At 39.1% G+C, this 15,510-nt stretch carries 18 protein-coding genes and 1 tRNA gene; 6 read left to right on the plus strand and 13 right to left on the minus strand.

Annotated features, from left to right (window positions below; genetic code table 11):
- Window positions 1-94: 94 nt before the first annotated feature.
- The 6 genes from AC0L6R_RS14225 to AC0L6R_RS14250 all read right to left on the minus strand — a co-directional run bounded on the left by AC0L6R_RS14225 (window position 95) and on the right by AC0L6R_RS14250 (window position 5,212).
- Window positions 95-1,162 carry a toprim domain-containing protein gene (locus tag AC0L6R_RS14225; RefSeq protein ID WP_473271821.1) on the minus strand — a complete coding sequence of 356 codons (1,068 nt, stop codon included), beginning with the start codon at window positions 1,160-1,162 and terminating at the stop codon, window positions 95-97.
- A 169-nt stretch (window positions 1,163-1,331) separates the two neighbouring features.
- Complete coding sequence (locus tag AC0L6R_RS14230; protein WP_473271822.1) at window positions 1,332-2,354, minus strand: AAA family ATPase; 1,023 nt, start codon at window positions 2,352-2,354, stop codon at window positions 1,332-1,334.
- 267 nt (window positions 2,355-2,621) lie between these two features.
- Entirely contained in the window at window positions 2,622-2,930 is a 309-nt protein-coding gene (locus tag AC0L6R_RS14235) for a hypothetical protein (protein ID WP_184495498.1), read from the minus strand.
- A gap of 75 nt (window positions 2,931-3,005) precedes the next feature.
- Window positions 3,006-3,686 carry a hypothetical protein gene (locus AC0L6R_RS14240; RefSeq protein WP_473271823.1) on the minus strand — a complete coding sequence of 227 codons (681 nt, stop codon included), beginning with the start codon at window positions 3,684-3,686 and terminating at the stop codon, window positions 3,006-3,008.
- Window positions 3,687-3,688: 2 nt separating this feature from the next.
- The gene (locus AC0L6R_RS14245) at window positions 3,689-4,945 is read right to left on the minus strand and encodes a tyrosine-type recombinase/integrase (RefSeq protein ID WP_473271824.1); all 1,257 of its coding nucleotides are present in this window, start codon (window positions 4,943-4,945) and stop codon (window positions 3,689-3,691) included.
- Window positions 4,946-5,139: 194 nt separating this feature from the next.
- A tRNA-Met gene (locus tag AC0L6R_RS14250) sits at window positions 5,140-5,212 on the minus strand.
- A gap of 328 nt (window positions 5,213-5,540) precedes the next feature.
- Between AC0L6R_RS14250 and era the strand changes: the two genes are divergently transcribed.
- From era to AC0L6R_RS14270, 4 genes are all read left to right on the plus strand, one after another.
- Complete coding sequence (gene era / locus AC0L6R_RS14255) at window positions 5,541-6,434, plus strand: GTPase Era (RefSeq protein ID WP_283412395.1); 894 nt, start codon at window positions 5,541-5,543, stop codon at window positions 6,432-6,434.
- A 2-nt stretch (window positions 6,435-6,436) separates the two neighbouring features.
- Complete coding sequence (der, locus tag AC0L6R_RS14260; protein WP_283412394.1) at window positions 6,437-7,750, plus strand: ribosome biogenesis GTPase Der; 1,314 nt, start codon at window positions 6,437-6,439, stop codon at window positions 7,748-7,750.
- 77 nt (window positions 7,751-7,827) lie between these two features.
- Window positions 7,828-8,025, plus strand: a complete 198-nt coding sequence (locus tag AC0L6R_RS14265) for a hypothetical protein (RefSeq protein WP_091692326.1) — start codon at window positions 7,828-7,830, stop codon at window positions 8,023-8,025.
- Between the two features lie 132 nt (window positions 8,026-8,157).
- Window positions 8,158-8,712 carry a SprT-like domain-containing protein gene (locus AC0L6R_RS14270; RefSeq protein WP_473271825.1) on the plus strand — a complete coding sequence of 185 codons (555 nt, stop codon included), beginning with the start codon at window positions 8,158-8,160 and terminating at the stop codon, window positions 8,710-8,712.
- Here AC0L6R_RS14270 and scpB read toward each other — a convergent pair.
- The 6 genes from scpB to AC0L6R_RS14300 all read right to left on the minus strand — a co-directional run bounded on the left by scpB (window position 8,709) and on the right by AC0L6R_RS14300 (window position 12,826).
- A complete protein-coding gene (scpB, locus tag AC0L6R_RS14275; protein WP_283412392.1) occupies window positions 8,709-9,269 on the minus strand; it encodes an SMC-Scp complex subunit ScpB in 561 nt (186 codons plus the stop codon). The two genes, AC0L6R_RS14270 and scpB, sit on opposite strands and share 4 nt — an antisense overlap.
- A gap of 3 nt (window positions 9,270-9,272) precedes the next feature.
- The gene (locus AC0L6R_RS14280; protein WP_283412391.1) at window positions 9,273-9,656 is read right to left on the minus strand and encodes a TraR/DksA family transcriptional regulator; all 384 of its coding nucleotides are present in this window, start codon (window positions 9,654-9,656) and stop codon (window positions 9,273-9,275) included.
- Window positions 9,657-10,060: 404 nt separating this feature from the next.
- Entirely contained in the window at window positions 10,061-10,231 is a 171-nt protein-coding gene (locus AC0L6R_RS14285; protein ID WP_283412390.1) for a hypothetical protein, read from the minus strand.
- Between the two features lie 138 nt (window positions 10,232-10,369).
- Window positions 10,370-10,882, minus strand: coding sequence for a hypothetical protein (locus AC0L6R_RS14290; protein WP_473271826.1), 513 nt, complete (start codon window positions 10,880-10,882; stop codon window positions 10,370-10,372).
- Window positions 10,860-11,084 carry a hypothetical protein gene (locus tag AC0L6R_RS14295; RefSeq protein WP_473271827.1) on the minus strand — a complete coding sequence of 75 codons (225 nt, stop codon included), beginning with the start codon at window positions 11,082-11,084 and terminating at the stop codon, window positions 10,860-10,862. The genes AC0L6R_RS14290 and AC0L6R_RS14295 overlap by 23 nt, the downstream gene beginning before the upstream one ends.
- Before the next feature lie 158 nt (window positions 11,085-11,242).
- The gene (locus AC0L6R_RS14300; protein ID WP_473271828.1) at window positions 11,243-12,826 is read right to left on the minus strand and encodes a lamin tail domain-containing protein; all 1,584 of its coding nucleotides are present in this window, start codon (window positions 12,824-12,826) and stop codon (window positions 11,243-11,245) included.
- Between the two features lie 174 nt (window positions 12,827-13,000).
- Here AC0L6R_RS14300 and AC0L6R_RS14305 point away from each other — a divergent pair, with 174 nt between their 5' ends.
- Both AC0L6R_RS14305 and AC0L6R_RS14310 read left to right on the plus strand, forming a co-directional pair.
- On the plus strand, window positions 13,001-13,990 hold the full coding sequence (locus AC0L6R_RS14305) for an aspartate-semialdehyde dehydrogenase (RefSeq protein ID WP_473271991.1): 990 nt from the start codon (window positions 13,001-13,003) through the stop codon (window positions 13,988-13,990).
- Window positions 13,990-15,174, plus strand: coding sequence for a class I SAM-dependent methyltransferase (locus AC0L6R_RS14310; protein WP_473271829.1), 1,185 nt, complete (start codon window positions 13,990-13,992; stop codon window positions 15,172-15,174). The genes AC0L6R_RS14305 and AC0L6R_RS14310 overlap by 1 nt, the downstream gene beginning before the upstream one ends.
- Before the next feature lie 17 nt (window positions 15,175-15,191).
- Here AC0L6R_RS14310 and AC0L6R_RS14315 read toward each other — a convergent pair whose 3' ends face one another.
- Window positions 15,192-15,452 (minus strand): DUF4834 family protein, encoded by a 261-nt coding sequence (locus tag AC0L6R_RS14315; protein ID WP_283412386.1) that lies wholly within the window; start codon window positions 15,450-15,452, stop codon window positions 15,192-15,194.
- Between the last annotated feature and the right edge of the window lie 58 nt (window positions 15,453-15,510).

A 15,510-nucleotide genomic window follows, 5' to 3' on the forward strand; every position in this document is an offset into this window, starting at 1 on the left:
ACTAAATACCAATGTCAAGAAAAGGATAAATTCAAAGAAAAAAAATACCCTGCACTGGGTATTTTTGCATTAAAAACGAGAAAAATTTAATGTATCACTTGTTAACTCCTGTCTGATTTTCTCTTTCAACACAAAACATTAAAAACTCATTCACATCCTCAAATTCCTTATATCGATACCTTTGATCGGTGACTTCTGTCTGGAACCTCCATATTCCTTCAACATCTCTAGAGCTGATTTTGAGAGTTGATATCAGCTTTCCAAATTTATCTCGGCTGCCCTTTAGCATCTTCAAGTCCCAATCAGTGGAAATTGCATTGCTACGGCAATAATGGTATAATTGGGCTGCTTTCATGAAAAAGTTCGTATACTTCTCACCAGTGGCATCATTATCCAAATAAAGATCCACCACCTCACATTCTGCCAAAACATCCAGGATCAGGCTTAATTTCAGATTGGCAGTACTGTTTAAAATAATGGCTTTGAAATCAGTTGCTCCGGAGAGCTTCAGATAGCTCAGAAAGTCAAACCAACCTTCGAAGATTTTGATCCTTTCAGGAGTTCCAAGAACCTGAATAGAAATACCTCCTCCTAGAATATTCCCTTTGAAAATGGAAGATCTTAATACCCATCCACCAGATTCATTGGGAAAACCTACAGCGAAGTACTTCTTCCCTTTATTTTCCCAATGTACTTCCTTAGCGAAATCCGAAATCTCACCAGGGTCTAGTCCTCTGGATCGTATATAATTCAACAAAGCCGGATGAGAAACCTTCTTCACCCTTTCAATCTTAATATTCGGGGCAGCTTTGGGCTGATTCTTTGGAACCACTATTCTCTTTATTGGTAAATCAGAGAGTTGCTCAACTGACTGGGCAAAGGTTTTATTTTCGAAAACCTGAACAGCTTCCAAAACATCCCCTCCTCTTCCTGCAGCATGATCATACCACACATTGGTTCGATGATCCACCGCAATGGAGCCGGTCCTCTGTGAGAGAAAACCAAAGAAATGCTCCTTTCCTTGCATTCCTTCATATTTTAGTGCTCCGGCACTCACTAAGCCCTGGAAGTAATCTATAATTGAATAGTCTCTTTTGATTCTACTTACCTCATGTTTTAAATCAGAATAATTCATGGTTCGATTTGTGTTAAGTGTTTTCACTAGTTGAAAAAGACAGTTGATTTACAGCCACTTGAAATCAGTAGCTTTTTCTCTTTTGCTGATATTTGATAGAAATACATCAAAAAGAAAAAGAAGGGTAGGAGGCATAGGAATTCGTACGGTTCGCACACCTCGTACCCCTCGTACAGTACGATTTGTTCGAATCCATCTATTCCTCTATTTCAGCCTGTTTCAGCCACTTTCGCACTGCACCTTCTGATACACCTAATTTCAGGGCGATTTTCACATTTGAATAGCCACTCTTTTTCAGTTCAAAAGCTTTATTCTTTACCTGGGCCTTGTCAGCTGCATCGAAGTGCCTGAGATGCTCTGACTCTTTTCCATATTCTAAAAATTTAAAGGAGCTGAAATTAGACTCCTTACCGATTTTGCATACCACTACATTCTCAGATGGAAATTGAAATGCTCCGTACCGGACTTTAATCTGTTTCAGATATTTAATCGAAGGATCTTTTTGACTCTCCCCTACTGCGAAGCAGGAATCGATAAGATTGATAAAGCTCTTACTTCCCTGAATGTCATTCCTACTGATGGGAGCAAATAAATTCCTCTTGGGAGTATGGGCAATTAACAAGATCGACCATCCATACATCTTCTTTAGATTATTAAGCCGAATGAGAAATGGAGTAGTATTTTTTGCTTTTTCGTTGTCAGAAATGACACAGGACAGATTATCAATCACCAGGATCTTTGCTCCGGACTCAGTGGTTTGGCTTTCAATCTCACGAAAGAGGAAGGATTCGTAATCCTCTACCGATACATCATAACCATAAGGATTGATTTCAGCTCTTAAAAATTGTTCACTGAATTCGAAATGGTCAAACAAGATGTCTTTATCCTTATCGTGTTGAGCATATCGCATTTCAAATTGCTTGGCTGTCAATTCAAGATCAAAGTAAATCACTTTGGATTCAGGAAGCTCCATTTCCAGGTCTAGCGTCGAAATTCCCTTTGTCACACTATCAATGATTTGAACAGCTAGCAGAGATTTACCCTGATTTGTATCGGCAAAGAGGATACAAAGCTCTTCTTCATACCAAAATGGGCCAAATATCTTTTTGGGGATTGGTTTGCTTTTGGCTTCATCGATCCACTGGTTAGCGGATTTGATGGTTAAAAATTCACCATTTCTGGGTGCATTAGAATTAGATTCTTGATTTAATAAGGTCATACTTTTTGGCATTAATATTCCAGGCAACATTATTTCCCAATGCTGCAATTAATTGTTTAAGAATAAATTGATTGATCAGTTGATCACCAAGGATTGGTGCTGAATGGTGAGAGATGAAAAAGTTGGGAGATCAGTCTTGCCTAAGTTGACTTTGATTGAAAGTTTTACCAATTTAGTACACACTTTTAATTACAGAAGGTTAAAAGACAACTTGGAACTGCCCACTGGCTTTTTCAATAAAAGGAAAGGATGGCCGTCCTTTCCTTTTTAATTTTCAAACTCTCCAGCGTAAAATCTTTCTACCTCTCTCTGGTGGATAAAGCGTCTTTTCCCTCTGAACATAGAGCGGAATTCCTCTCCCCTAGATTCAGAAACGGACTCCATTTTGGAAATGGAGTAATGGGATTTCACACCTGTTGCCTCCATGAATTCCTGAAGTGAGAGCCATTCGTTTTTTATGGACTTATCGGAAGTCCCCGAACTCATATTTGCAATTTTCTCTTCCAGTTTGTTGAACTTCTCTTCAAGCCATTTTTGGCTAACAGCTGAAAACGGAATAAAAGTGTCTTGATTCATCTTGATTTGAGTTTGATTTACTCAAATATAAGCAAAAAATATAAAATCGGACACTAGTGTCCGATTTTTTAACATTTAAATATTTATAGCCTTCAAATGATAGAAATGGTGCATTTCTGCATCAAATTTCTCATCTAGCCATTTTCGTAATTTAGAAGAGACTCTTTCTCCTTCTTCATCTGCCATCCTGACTTGCAGCCTAGTCACCTCAGGCCAATTAAGAGACTTGTACTCCAAATAATAGTCAAAGACCTCCTTAACCTCTGGAATATTCATAATCCTACTAAAAAGCGTCGAATCCAAATAACGTAAAGCCGACAAGAACCGAACGGGACCAGCCACTTCATACAACTCAGCTAAATCCTGATTGATATTCCAAAGGATCTCCTTTACCTCTCTATCCTCAAAAATGGAATCAAAATAGTCAACGACTCTTTCCAAAGTTACCTTTTCATAGGCTTCATTCACTATCATAGATGGCGTAAACTCTACTTCCAAAGAATCCTCAAAGTAATCCCGAAGCATCTCAATATACTTAACTTCCTCCTCAATGATTCTGGATACTTCTCGATTTAAAGCACCAAGATCACCATCATGAACCTTTACAAATTTCATCCCGATTCTAGAAGCAAATTTGGTTTTGACATTCTTGTATCGAACCATGACGTACAGCGGAAATCCAGTGGCAGATTTGCCTATCTTTTCCAGCTCATTGCCATGATAATGTTTGATAGCCAGCTTGCTCTTCTTTTGCATAATCACCTTTGAATGAAAGAAAGAATTCTGTTGTAGGATTCAACCGTCCTTCGTTCAGTATAATACTTTTTTAAAACCGATCCCGGCGAGTGACCAAAAATCATCCTAATATCATTATCATCCATTCCCAATCGATCAGTCCAGGTACCAAAGGTCTTTCTTCCTACTTTATTGGAAAGCACATCTGTAAAGCCAATCATTTCTGCCAGGACTTTTAAATGCTGGTTGAACTTCTGTTCAGATATTGCAACACTCTTTGGGAAAATCATTTCATCATCCTCGACATAATACTTTTTGACGATCTTCTTAGCAGTGTCATTCAAAGGGATCCAGAATTCCTCACCGTTTTTCTTTCGCTCACCCTGAAGCACAAGGTGGTTCGGATTTTCCTTCAGCAAATTACGGTCAAATCCCTTTTCATTACTAATTGCGATCAAATCATTGTAATAGAGAGCGGTATTGCACAGCAAAATGAAAATATCTCTGGTGATTTCAAGCCTTCTTTCTTTTCGGTCGAATTTCAACTCTAACAGCTTCTTATACTGCTCGTCATTCACATAGATGATCTTTTCAGGTCTTTTATTGGAATCTATATCAATTCCTTCAAAAATTCTCTTCCTAAACGGGATTGCATACTGGTCACAGTATTCTCGATAGATAACCTTCAAGCGATCTACATACTTCGCTAACGTGGTATCTGAATTGATTTCTGTCTGATCACTTCTCATGAAATCCACAAACTCCAACACATAGTTTTCGTCAACATCGGCCATGACAGAGGTCTTTTTGTAAGATTCAATAAGTTTTCTCAGAGTTACATATACTTTCTTTGTTCCAGCTACCTTTTTGGAAGTAGCTCCAAAGTTGATCGAATAATCAATGAATTCGGAAACTTTATCACTAGCACCAGGAGCATGAACACCATTCACACCCTTCAACTTTTTCCCTTGATATTTTACCAGATAAATATTCTTCAACTTTTCCGCAGTCAGTACTTCGTTTCGTTTATAAAAATCCTGGATAATCCCTTTGAGTCTATGAATCTCCCGAGCGATTACCCTATTGTGAAACTCAGCATACTGATATTGGCTATTCACCCATTTGGTTGGTTTGCCTGACCAAGCATTTTTAGGAATTTTCTCAAGTTTGAGATTAATGTAATGTCGAACTTTCCAATTTATGCACAAATAAATCCCCTGTCCACCTGAAGAGGGAATCGCTTTAGGATTCAACACAGCAGAAATTTTGATGTCAATCATGCCCCAAAATAGTCACAATAAAGAGCGAAGCAAAAAGATTATAAAAAACTGGGACAAAAACTGGGACAATATCTGGGACAAAAACTGGGACAAAATCATCCGAATTTAACAGAATCAAATAGATTCGAAATAATGCTAAACCCCTGAAAAACAAAAAACTCCGAACAATTTTTACATTGTCCGGAGTTACCAAGTAGCGGGAACAGGACTCGAACCTGTGACCTTCGGGTTATGAGCCCGACGAGCTACCAACTGCTCCATCCCGCGATATATTTTTAAAGCAAAAAGCTTCTTTTTCTTATCTAAATCTGCCCTTTCGGCTAATTGTGATACAAAAGTAGGCCTTTATTTTTGGAAAGCAAACTCTTCACAAGAAAAATATTTCGATAGCCATTCTCTTAGGTATGGATTGAAACACCATTCTTAGCTAGTGTATGCTACCAGCAAACCTCTCAGCTGTTTATCATTCAATCAATTACCTAAGTCATAATCATCGCCATAAAAACACCATTTTAAAGCCAAATTTTATTTTGCCAAACCCCCAAAAAAGTAAGTAGTATCTAAAAATCAAGTACCTTTGTAAAAAATTTCTACAATGGATATACCAAAACATCAAGCAGGCTTCGTCAACATCATAGGAAAACCAAATGTGGGCAAATCTACATTGATGAATATCCTTGTAGGGGAGCGACTATCAATCATCACCTCCAAATCTCAGACGACTCGACACAGAATCATTGGACTGACTAACTCCGATAATTATCAGATCGTGTTTTCTGATACTCCAGGTATGCTGAAACCACAATATGAGCTTCAGAAGAACATGATGAGCTTTGTCAACATCTCCCTGGAAGATGCTGACATCATTCTTTTTGTAACCGATCTTTACGAAACAGATGCTGATATCGAGCATGTGATTGAGAAAATCAACGAATCTGGTGTTCCTGTATTGCTGGTAGTCAACAAAATCGACTTAGCCAAACCCGGTCAGTTGGAAGAGGTTACAGCTTATTGGACTTCAAGAATCAAGTCTGAGCTAGTCATTCCAATTTCTGCCGGAGAAAAATTCAATACGGATAAAATCATGCAAGAGATTCTGGATAGGCTTCCAGAACACCCTGCATTTTATGACAAAGCGGAACTTTCCGATAGATCTGAGCGGTTCTTTGCCTCTGAGATTATCCGCGAGAAAATCTTCGAAAATTATAAAAAGGAAATCCCTTACAGTTCTGAAGTTTCCATCGAAGACTTTAAGGTGAAAAAAAATATTATCAGCGTCCGGGCTATTATTTATGTAGAAAGAGATAGTCAGAAAGGAATCATCATAGGTGATAAAGGCGCTGCGCTGAAAAAAGTGGGAATACAAGCCCGAGAAGAATTAGAAAAGTTCTTCGGCAAGAAAGTCTTCCTTGAAACCTTCGTGAAGGTGGAGCAAGACTGGAGAAAAAATAAATTGAAACTGAAAAAATTTGGGTACGACCCAACCTAATCATGGCAAATATAGTAGCGATAGTAGGACGCCCTAACGTGGGCAAATCCACTCTTTTCAACCGACTAGTAGAAGAACGAAAGGCGATTGAAGATAATATGAGTGGTGTAACACGTGATCGTCATTACGGACATGCGCAATGGGCTGGAAAGTTTTTCTCAGTGATTGACACAGGAGGATATGTGACAGGCTCTGAGGATATGTATGAAGCTGAGATCCGTAAGCAGGTAAAACTTGCTATAGAAGAAGCTGATGTGATTTTATTTATAGTTGACTGTCACACAGGACTAACAGATCTGGATAGCGAGTTTGCAAAAGAACTTCGCTCCAGCAAGAAGCCCATCTATGTCGTAGCAAACAAAGCAGATAATCAAGAAAAAAGCTTTGCCATGCACGAATTCTATGCCTTGGGTGTAAGTGACTTCGAGGTTTATCCAGTTGCTTCTGCAAGTGGTAGTGGTACTGGGGAGCTTTTGGATGCGGTAATCACCCACTTCGAAGACGAAGGAATAGAAGATCCAGATGCTGACACCCCTAAGATTTCAATTCTAGGTAGACCAAATGCTGGAAAATCGTCTTTCTTAAATGCCTTGATCGGCAAAGACCGCTCGATAGTAACGGATGAAGCAGGTACCACAAGAGATTCTATACACACTCGCTATCAGCTTTATGGACAGGATTTCATAATAACAGATACAGCTGGAATCCGAAAGAAATCCAAAGTAACTGAAGATGTAGAATTCTACTCGGTTATGCGTTCATTAAGAACATTGGAAGAATCAGATGTGGTAATTGTCATGGTGGATGCTACCAGAGGGTTGGAAGCACAGGACATGAACCTGATCTCTCTCGCAATTAAGAATAACAAAGGCGTGATGATCATGGTGAATAAATGGGATTTGATCGAAAAAGATCATAAAACCATGGGCAAGATCAAAGATGATATGTTAGAGAAATTAGGTGAAAACAAATGGATCCCGATCATCTTTACTTCAGTAGTTGAAAAACAACGGATTTTTCAGGCAATTGAGTTAGCTGTGAAAGTTTACGAGAATAAAACTCGACGCATCCCAACTTCCAAACTGAACGATGTCATGCTAGCTGAGATCGAAAGATATCCTCCGCCAGCTTGGAAAGGAAAGTATATAAAAATCAAATATTCTACTCAGCTTCCTACCAAAAATCCGGTGTTTGCATTCTTCTGCAACTTACCCCAGTACATCAAATCACCATATACAAGATACCTGGAAAACAGACTTCGCGAAAACTTTGATTTCGAGGGAGTTCCTGTAAAAATAATTTACAAAAACAAATAAAATATATTTAAACGGGCTATTGTTTTATTGATGAAAACTGTAATACATTTGCAGTGTAATTAAGAAAACCACAAAAAATGAAAAAAGTATTTGCAATTTTCGCAATCGCTAGCATGTTCGCTGTAGCTTCATGCGGTAACAAAGAAGTTAAAGAAGAAACTGTTGAGACTATCGAGGTAGTTGAAGAGCCAGTTGTTGAGGAAGAAATCATCATCGAAGCTGATACTACAGTAGTAGTAGAAGAGACTGTTGAAGTTGTTGAGCCTGCTCAATAATTCTTCCCTTCCTAAATGTATTGAGCCCCGCATGTCGGGGCTCTTTTTTTTGTATTTTTCACAATGATTTTAGCAGAATCCCTGAGGCAAATCCTATTAAAAAAAATTCCTTTATCTGCAGTCAATTATGCTGTGGATCTTTGGACAAAAGAACAATTTTCATTTCAAACCACTGCTTCCCGAAAAACGAAATTGGGAGATTTTAGATTTCGCTCCGATAGAACAATCCAAACTATCACCATCAATGCGGATCTTAACCCGTACCAGTTTCTCCTGACTTACATTCATGAAGTTGCCCACCTTCATGCCTATGTACGGTATGGCCAATCTATCACGCCCCATGGTATGGAATGGAAAGCTATTTTTCAGCAATTAATGCTACCTCTACTCTCAACGGCGGTATTCCCTATAGACCTACTCATTCCTTTGCGCAAGCACATGAGTAACCCCAAAGCCAGCTCGTCCCGTGACCTATTTCTCATGAAGGAAATGAGTAAATACGATGAAAAAATCAGCAATTGTGATGTGATTTTCCTTTCAGATTTGAAGCCAGGAAACAGGTTTTTCCTTTCTGGAAGAGAATTTGAAAAAGGCGAAACGCGAAGAACCCGAGTGCTATGCGAGGAGGTAAATTCTGGTAGAAAATATTTGATCGCTCAATTGGCTAAAGTAACGCCAAGCAATTAGTCTCTTTCCTCCCCAATTTGGTTGTCTGGTTGAGAAAAATCTTTTGGTTGAGGCAAATCAGCTAATGAATTAATGCCAAAGTATTCCATAAATTTTCTCGAAGTTCCATATAAAATTGGCTTACCTAGCCCGTCGGATTTGCCTTTTATATCCACTAATTCTTTTTCCAAAAGCTTTTGAACAGAGTAGTCGCTATTTACCCCTCGGATTTGCTCTATATCTCCCTTGGTAACCGGCTGCTTGTAGGCAATGATGGACAAAGTTTCTAGCTGTGCTGTTGACAATCTCTTTTGAGATTGCTGACGAAGAAGAATGCCAATGGAAGTCTGATAGGCAGGCTTAGTCAAAAACTGATATCCACCACCCAAATGCTCCAATTGAAATGAAAAATCTTCTGATTGATATTTCCCTATCAATTCATTAATGGCATCATCAACATGATCAACAGGAATTTCAGCCTCAAACATTTCTGAAAGGCATTTTACTATCTCCTCCTTGGGTAAAGGATCCGGAGCACAAAAAATCAATGCTTCTATATGCCTATGGAGGAAATCCAAAATTTACTTTTTAGCGAGTTTTGCTTCAATGGAATGCATGGTATGAGGCACAGCCATCAATCTTTCCTTTGCAATAAGTTTACCAGTATCTACGCAAATACCGTATGTTCCATTTTTGATACGGATCAATGCGTTTTCAAGATTGTAGATGAATTTCTGTTGTCTTGCCGCCAGTTGGTTCTGACTTTCACGTTCCAGTGTATCCGCACCATCTTCTAGCAATTTCGAGGTGGATGCTGTGAAATCCGTACCACTATCATTTTTCTTACTGAGTGATTCTTTCAAAGAAAGTAATTCTTCCTTCGCGCTATCAAGCTTTTTTAAGATGATCACTTCGAATTCTTTTAATTCTTCCTGAGAATATGCGGTCTTTTCTTCCTTGCTCATAGCCAGCTAAAATTAGGTAATAGTATTGGGACGGATGTTTTTAGAATTAGTTCTCTAAAATACATGTACGTGTTGGATTTACAAGGATTCATTACACAGCTTTTACTTGAAAATTTCAAGCTTAAGCAAAAATCAAGGCTGTTAGCGAGAAGATCCTATCTACATGAAACCATGTACCCATAACTATTTATAAAAGTAAAAGAAAAAGCAATCTCCGAAGGTTCTTTCAAAAATCTGATAATCACAACACTACAAATTCCATCTTTCGACATCTGGCTCAATTCATAGAAATAGTCTTACACAGGAACCCTTGAATGGAAAAACTCACTATCAAATTCCAGATCATAAAAATATTTTTTCCTATAATTTGACCATGAACTCATCAGCTAAAAATAAAAAAGCCATCATGCGACGGCTTTTTCCTCAAGTAGTACCTTCTTGAGACGACTTTGGAGAACCAATAGTCCGACTTCAACTCGATATTTCATTTTAAGGTATTGGGCAACCTCTTTGAGGTCTTTGCCATGTTGCAGATGAAGCGTCTGCAATGCTTCGGTAATGAGATCTTTGACCATGATTTTGGGGTGTTTGCCTCTTAAGATACTATTTTATCCTTTGAATTTTCGCTGTGAATATAAAAATTTAAAGTTTTGTTGCCACAACCATAGTTTTACGAATTGTCCTTATCTGACCGGATAAGTCATATAATTCTACTAAAAGCACATAATATTCGCTGGCCTCACTACCCTTCCTTGACTGTCAGTACCAGACCAAGTAAATAATCCTGAGGTACCTAGCATTTCATTTTGAGCCAATACCTGCATCAACTGACCAGCTGTAGAGTAAACCCTAAAATTCCCTATCCATCCAGCTTGATCAAGTTCATATTTAATAGTCGTAAAGGTATTACCATTACTTCCTTCTGGATCAAAAACTTCAGGCTCAATTTGAATCAATTCTCCTTCGAACTCACCCAAAATCACCTGAGAATTCCTTCGCCCTGGCGTTGCATATTCTTCAATAGCTGAGGCAGAATGCCAATTAGCGGATAAAGAAGCTGGCGAATCTGTAGAAAGTCGCTCCAAGGAAACTCCTTTCGGGTCCCTCAAAAGCGGATGATGCAGATCTTCTGAAATCAGAAAAGAATCAGCAACCTCCCCTGCAGAATCCAATAAAACTACTGTTTGGCCAGCAATCGGATAGCTAGGAAGTGCAGATAGTTGCATAATTTGTCCAAAGGCTGACTTCGGGAAATCCAGCTTCAATTGATCCACATTGGTGGTAATCGCTAGAAAACCTTGGGGTGGAATGATTACTGAAGCTTCGCTGATTTTTTTCGCCTGGTGCTATTTCTCCTGAATCATCGAGATTTGCCAGCATCCATTCCTTGACTTCCATATAATTCTCCGTCACATTAACCAGTTCCACGAATTTTGGTGAGCCTGTTTTGGGATTAAAAAGCAGCTCATTGATAAGCACATCTCCGATCTGCAGCTTGGACTGGCAGTACTAGTAGCAGAGCCTCAGCTTGGATATATTCATTCCCCGAGCAATCTGTAATTCCATTTATACTGAGATAATAAATCTTATTCAAGACGAATTCCTCCGAAACTAGGATCTGAATTTGCCATGGATGATAAATGGAAGACAGAATCAATCCCCAAGCTTGGTTCAAATTTAAAGTTTGATTGATCAAAACCTGCCAAAATCGGATTTGAGAAGGTCAGAAGAAGACTCTTAGAAGAAGTGAATTCAAATAAATTTAGGGCCGGTAAGCTTCCGTCAGGAGATAAATCAAATACTGAATTTTGCCGACCTGGAGTTCCACGGAGTGGATCTATCGAAGCTTTCAGCAAATCACTTTGCTCACAGGCATAGAATGGATTAGCAACTTCCAAACTATACCCACCACCAGCAAATTCGCTACCTCCCCAACTGCCCGTTGCATAAGAAATCATGTCGATTTCACTTCCTCGATCATCTTTCAACCACAATTGATCGCCTGAATTCAAAAGTGTTGGCCAATTCTTAAGTGGAATCACCCTTCCATATTCGTTCAATTCTGAAGCTTGATTTTCCGGAGCAAAAAGAAAAAACTCACTTGGCTGAATCCATGCCTCCAGCAAAACCACAGTAGATCTTGAGTTAGAAAATGACAACCCTTCAAGCCTAATAGGATATTCGCCTGCATGAAAAACTTCCACAAACTCCACATTCGGCAAGTCAAGATCTGCTTTCGGAGCAGGCATAATTTCGTTGATCACAAGCGTTTTGGAAGGAATAAAAGTCGGATCGAAAAACTGAAAAGAAATCACTGTGTCCTTTAAAAAGTTTCCTTCCAGATCTGGAACCTTGGAGACCATCAACTCATACCTTTTCCCATGCTCAAGCTTTTCATCAAAACTTAAATACACCAAAGAATCCAATTTCCTATTCACAAATGATGGTTCTATTTCATTCAGGCTATAATTAAAGGCAAACTCAGAAAACACTGGATCTACCGCTTCATCAAACTGAATTTCAATTTGTTTCTCATCATATCCACGAACCTTTGTAATCTTTGGGGGTATTTTATCCACTACAAATTCCCCAAACTCAAAGTCATCCATCAACCATTTTGCACAAGAGCCAGAACCTGCGCCATACTTTATTTCCAGTTTTAAATAAACTTCTATATCCCCAGAAAAGCGATCAGGCATATCAAGTTCAAAATTCCTGAAATCCTGATCTTCATTTGCGAATTCAGCTTCTACACCCAATAATTCTGCACTTGAATACTCACCCTCTAAACTATTACTCCAACTGAAATAAACCTGAGCAGCTCTATTACCTGTTCCGTTTTTCATAGATCTAGCCCAGAATTGCACTTGAGGATCAGAGAATTCAGATGGAGAAAGTCTGATAATAATTTCCCCATCAAAAGTAGAAATCGGTTGTACAGCCAACGCTCTGCTTCCATTTCTTCCAAAACCATTTGCCTGATAAATTCGGGAAGAAGTCGCCCTGATTTCATTGCCAAACCACCCTAGCAAGAACTCATTTGGATGATTAATAATAATAAATTCTGTTTCGAAACGCTGAATCTGATTAGTCGCAGCAGAGCCAAACACTAGCCCAACGGGGAAAACTGCTGTATAGACCAATTGCCAAATAAAAAATAAGCCAACCATAAACCAGTCAAATAAAAAATGTAGTCTAAATATAAATAGCAAAATGATCTCAAACTATTCTTTTTGTTAGCTTTTATTACTTTTTCACCAAAATATTTAACCCTCATGCCTGAAAATGAATCAGTAGCTCTTACTTTTGTGCTTCAAAAATTTTCAACAACTACTTTTAAAGAGATGAAATTAGCAGTGGTAGGAGCTACCGGCTTGGTAGGCTCAGAAATCCTTGAGGTGCTAGCAGAGCACAACTTCCCTTTTGACGAACTTCTATTAGTCGCCAGCGAGCGATCAGTAGGTAAACAGATCGACTATAAGGGTAAACCTTACACTGTAATCGGGCTTGCAGAAGCCGTTTCATTGAAACCTGAAGTGGCTATATTTTCAGCAGGCGGAAGCACTTCTACAGAGTGGGCTCCAAAATTCGCTGAGGTAGGTACTATTGTCATCGATAATTCTTCAGCTTGGAGAATGGATCCGACCAAAAAACTGATCGTTCCTGAGATCAATGCCAAGGAATTGACCAAAGAAGATAAGATCATCGCAAATCCAAATTGCTCTACCATTCAAATGGTATTAGCTCTGGAACCTTTGCATAGCCGCTACGGCATCAAAAGAATCGTAGTGTCTACTTACCAGTCGGTGACCGGTACGGGCAAAGCAGCGGTAGATCAGATGATGGCAGAGCGTGCAGGAGAAAAGGCAGACATGGTCTATCCTCACAAAATTGACATGAATGTACTTCCTCACATCGATGTGTTCCAAGAAAATGGCTACACGAAGGAAGAAATGAAAATGATCAAGGAAACTAAGAAAATCTTCAGCGACGACACAATCCAAGTAACTGCCACCACAGTGAGAATCCCAACTATGGGTGGACACTCTGAAGCAGTTAACGTGGAATTCAAAGAAGACTTTGACCTGGCGGAAGTCCGTGAATTGCTGGCTGCAGCTCCTGGGGTAATCGTACAGGACGATCCAGCAAACTTCATCTATCCAATGCCGATCACAGCGCATAAAAAAGACGAGGTATTCGTAGGCCGCTTGAGAAGAGATGAGTCTCAGGCTAATACTCTAAATATGTGGATTGTAGCTGACAACCTCCGAAAAGGCGCTGCAACCAACGCCGTGCAAATCGCAGAATACGCGCTCGCAAACGGCCTGATTTAATGGATTTGACCCAATATCATCGGGCCGACTTCCAACAATTTGTGCAGGATCATCTTACGGAAGATCCTGCACTTTTGCTTTTTAGATATCAGGGCAAAACTGATTTCGATTTAAAAGCTGCAGTGCAACAAATCTCTGCACGACAAAAAGCAGCCAAGAAACTTCCTTCTTGGGCATCTAATCCTCAAGTGATTTTTCCTGCTTCCATTTCTTTGGAGCAAAGCTCATCGGAACAAACTGCAGAATTAAAATCCAGAGAAAGGTCAGGTCAACTAATGATTGACCTCACTGGTGGTTTTGGTGTGGATAGTTACTATTTAAGTAAAGCCTTCGAAAAAGCTATTTATTGTGAGCAGCAGGAGGAACTCGCAGAAATAGCCGAGCTAAACCTAGAAGTATTAGCGCCAAAGAAATTTGACGTCATAAAAGGCGACGGTTTAGCATTTTTAGCAAAGACAGATATGCATTTTGATCTGATCTATGCCGATCCAGCACGAAGAGGCAAAGGTAATCAGAAGCTCTACAAGCTCCAGGATTGCGAGCCTGACGTGGTCAGTTCTTGGGAGATGATGAAAAGTAAAGCGGATGCTATCCTACTGAAAGTATCTCCTATGCTTGATATTTCACAAGCAGTCTCTGAGATTCCAGACATTCAAAAGGTTCAGGTAATCTCTGTAAAAAATGAAGTGAAGGAATTGCTTTTACACTGGAATAAAGAAGGCGTAGAATCTACTTTTACAATAGAAGCAATTGATTTAAGTGCTAAAGAAACAAGTTTTACATTTGAGCCAAGCAAAGAAGAAAGGAGCAATTCCGTATTTGGAGACGTTGAGAACTACCTGATTGAGCCATTTTCAGGAATTTTAAAGGCTGGGGCATTTAAAACTTTCGGAGAGCGATTTGGATTGAGCAAACTGGAGCCAAATAGTCATCTGTACACTTCATTTGAAGTTCCTACGGAAATCCCTGCAAGAGTATTCAAAGTAATTCAGGAAGTCCAGACTAAGAAAGCTGAAATCAAAAAGGTGTTTCCATCTGGAAAGGTGAATGTGATAACTCGAAATTACGCCATCGGTTCTGAAGTATTGAAAAAGAAACTTGGTGTAAAAGATGGGGGAGAGGACTTTTTGATTGGAACCAAAACCCAAAGTGGTTTTAAAGTGTTCTGGTGTAGGATGCTTTAATAAAAAAAAGTGAAGGATTACTCCTTCACTTCTTCATAATCGACGTATTCTCCGCCCTTGATATCTTTTTGCCTTTTTTCAGCATATTTTTTCGGAATAACATCCACATGAATCCCGTCCTTAGAAGTCTGAGTACTTTTTCTTTGTTCTCGTTCTGCCTCTTTAGCGACTTCATTCACATGTTGCGCAAATTTCGCTAGTTTACTTCGAAGAAAATATCGGATTAGTTGGCCGAGTAGCCAACCAACTCCGAGTACTATTACAAGAAATTTCCACACAATAGGTTAATATTTTATTCTTTATTCAATTTAATGTTCCCTATTCAGCTTTTAGAAT

This window comes from Algoriphagus sp. 10J20-15, assembly GCF_055809615.1.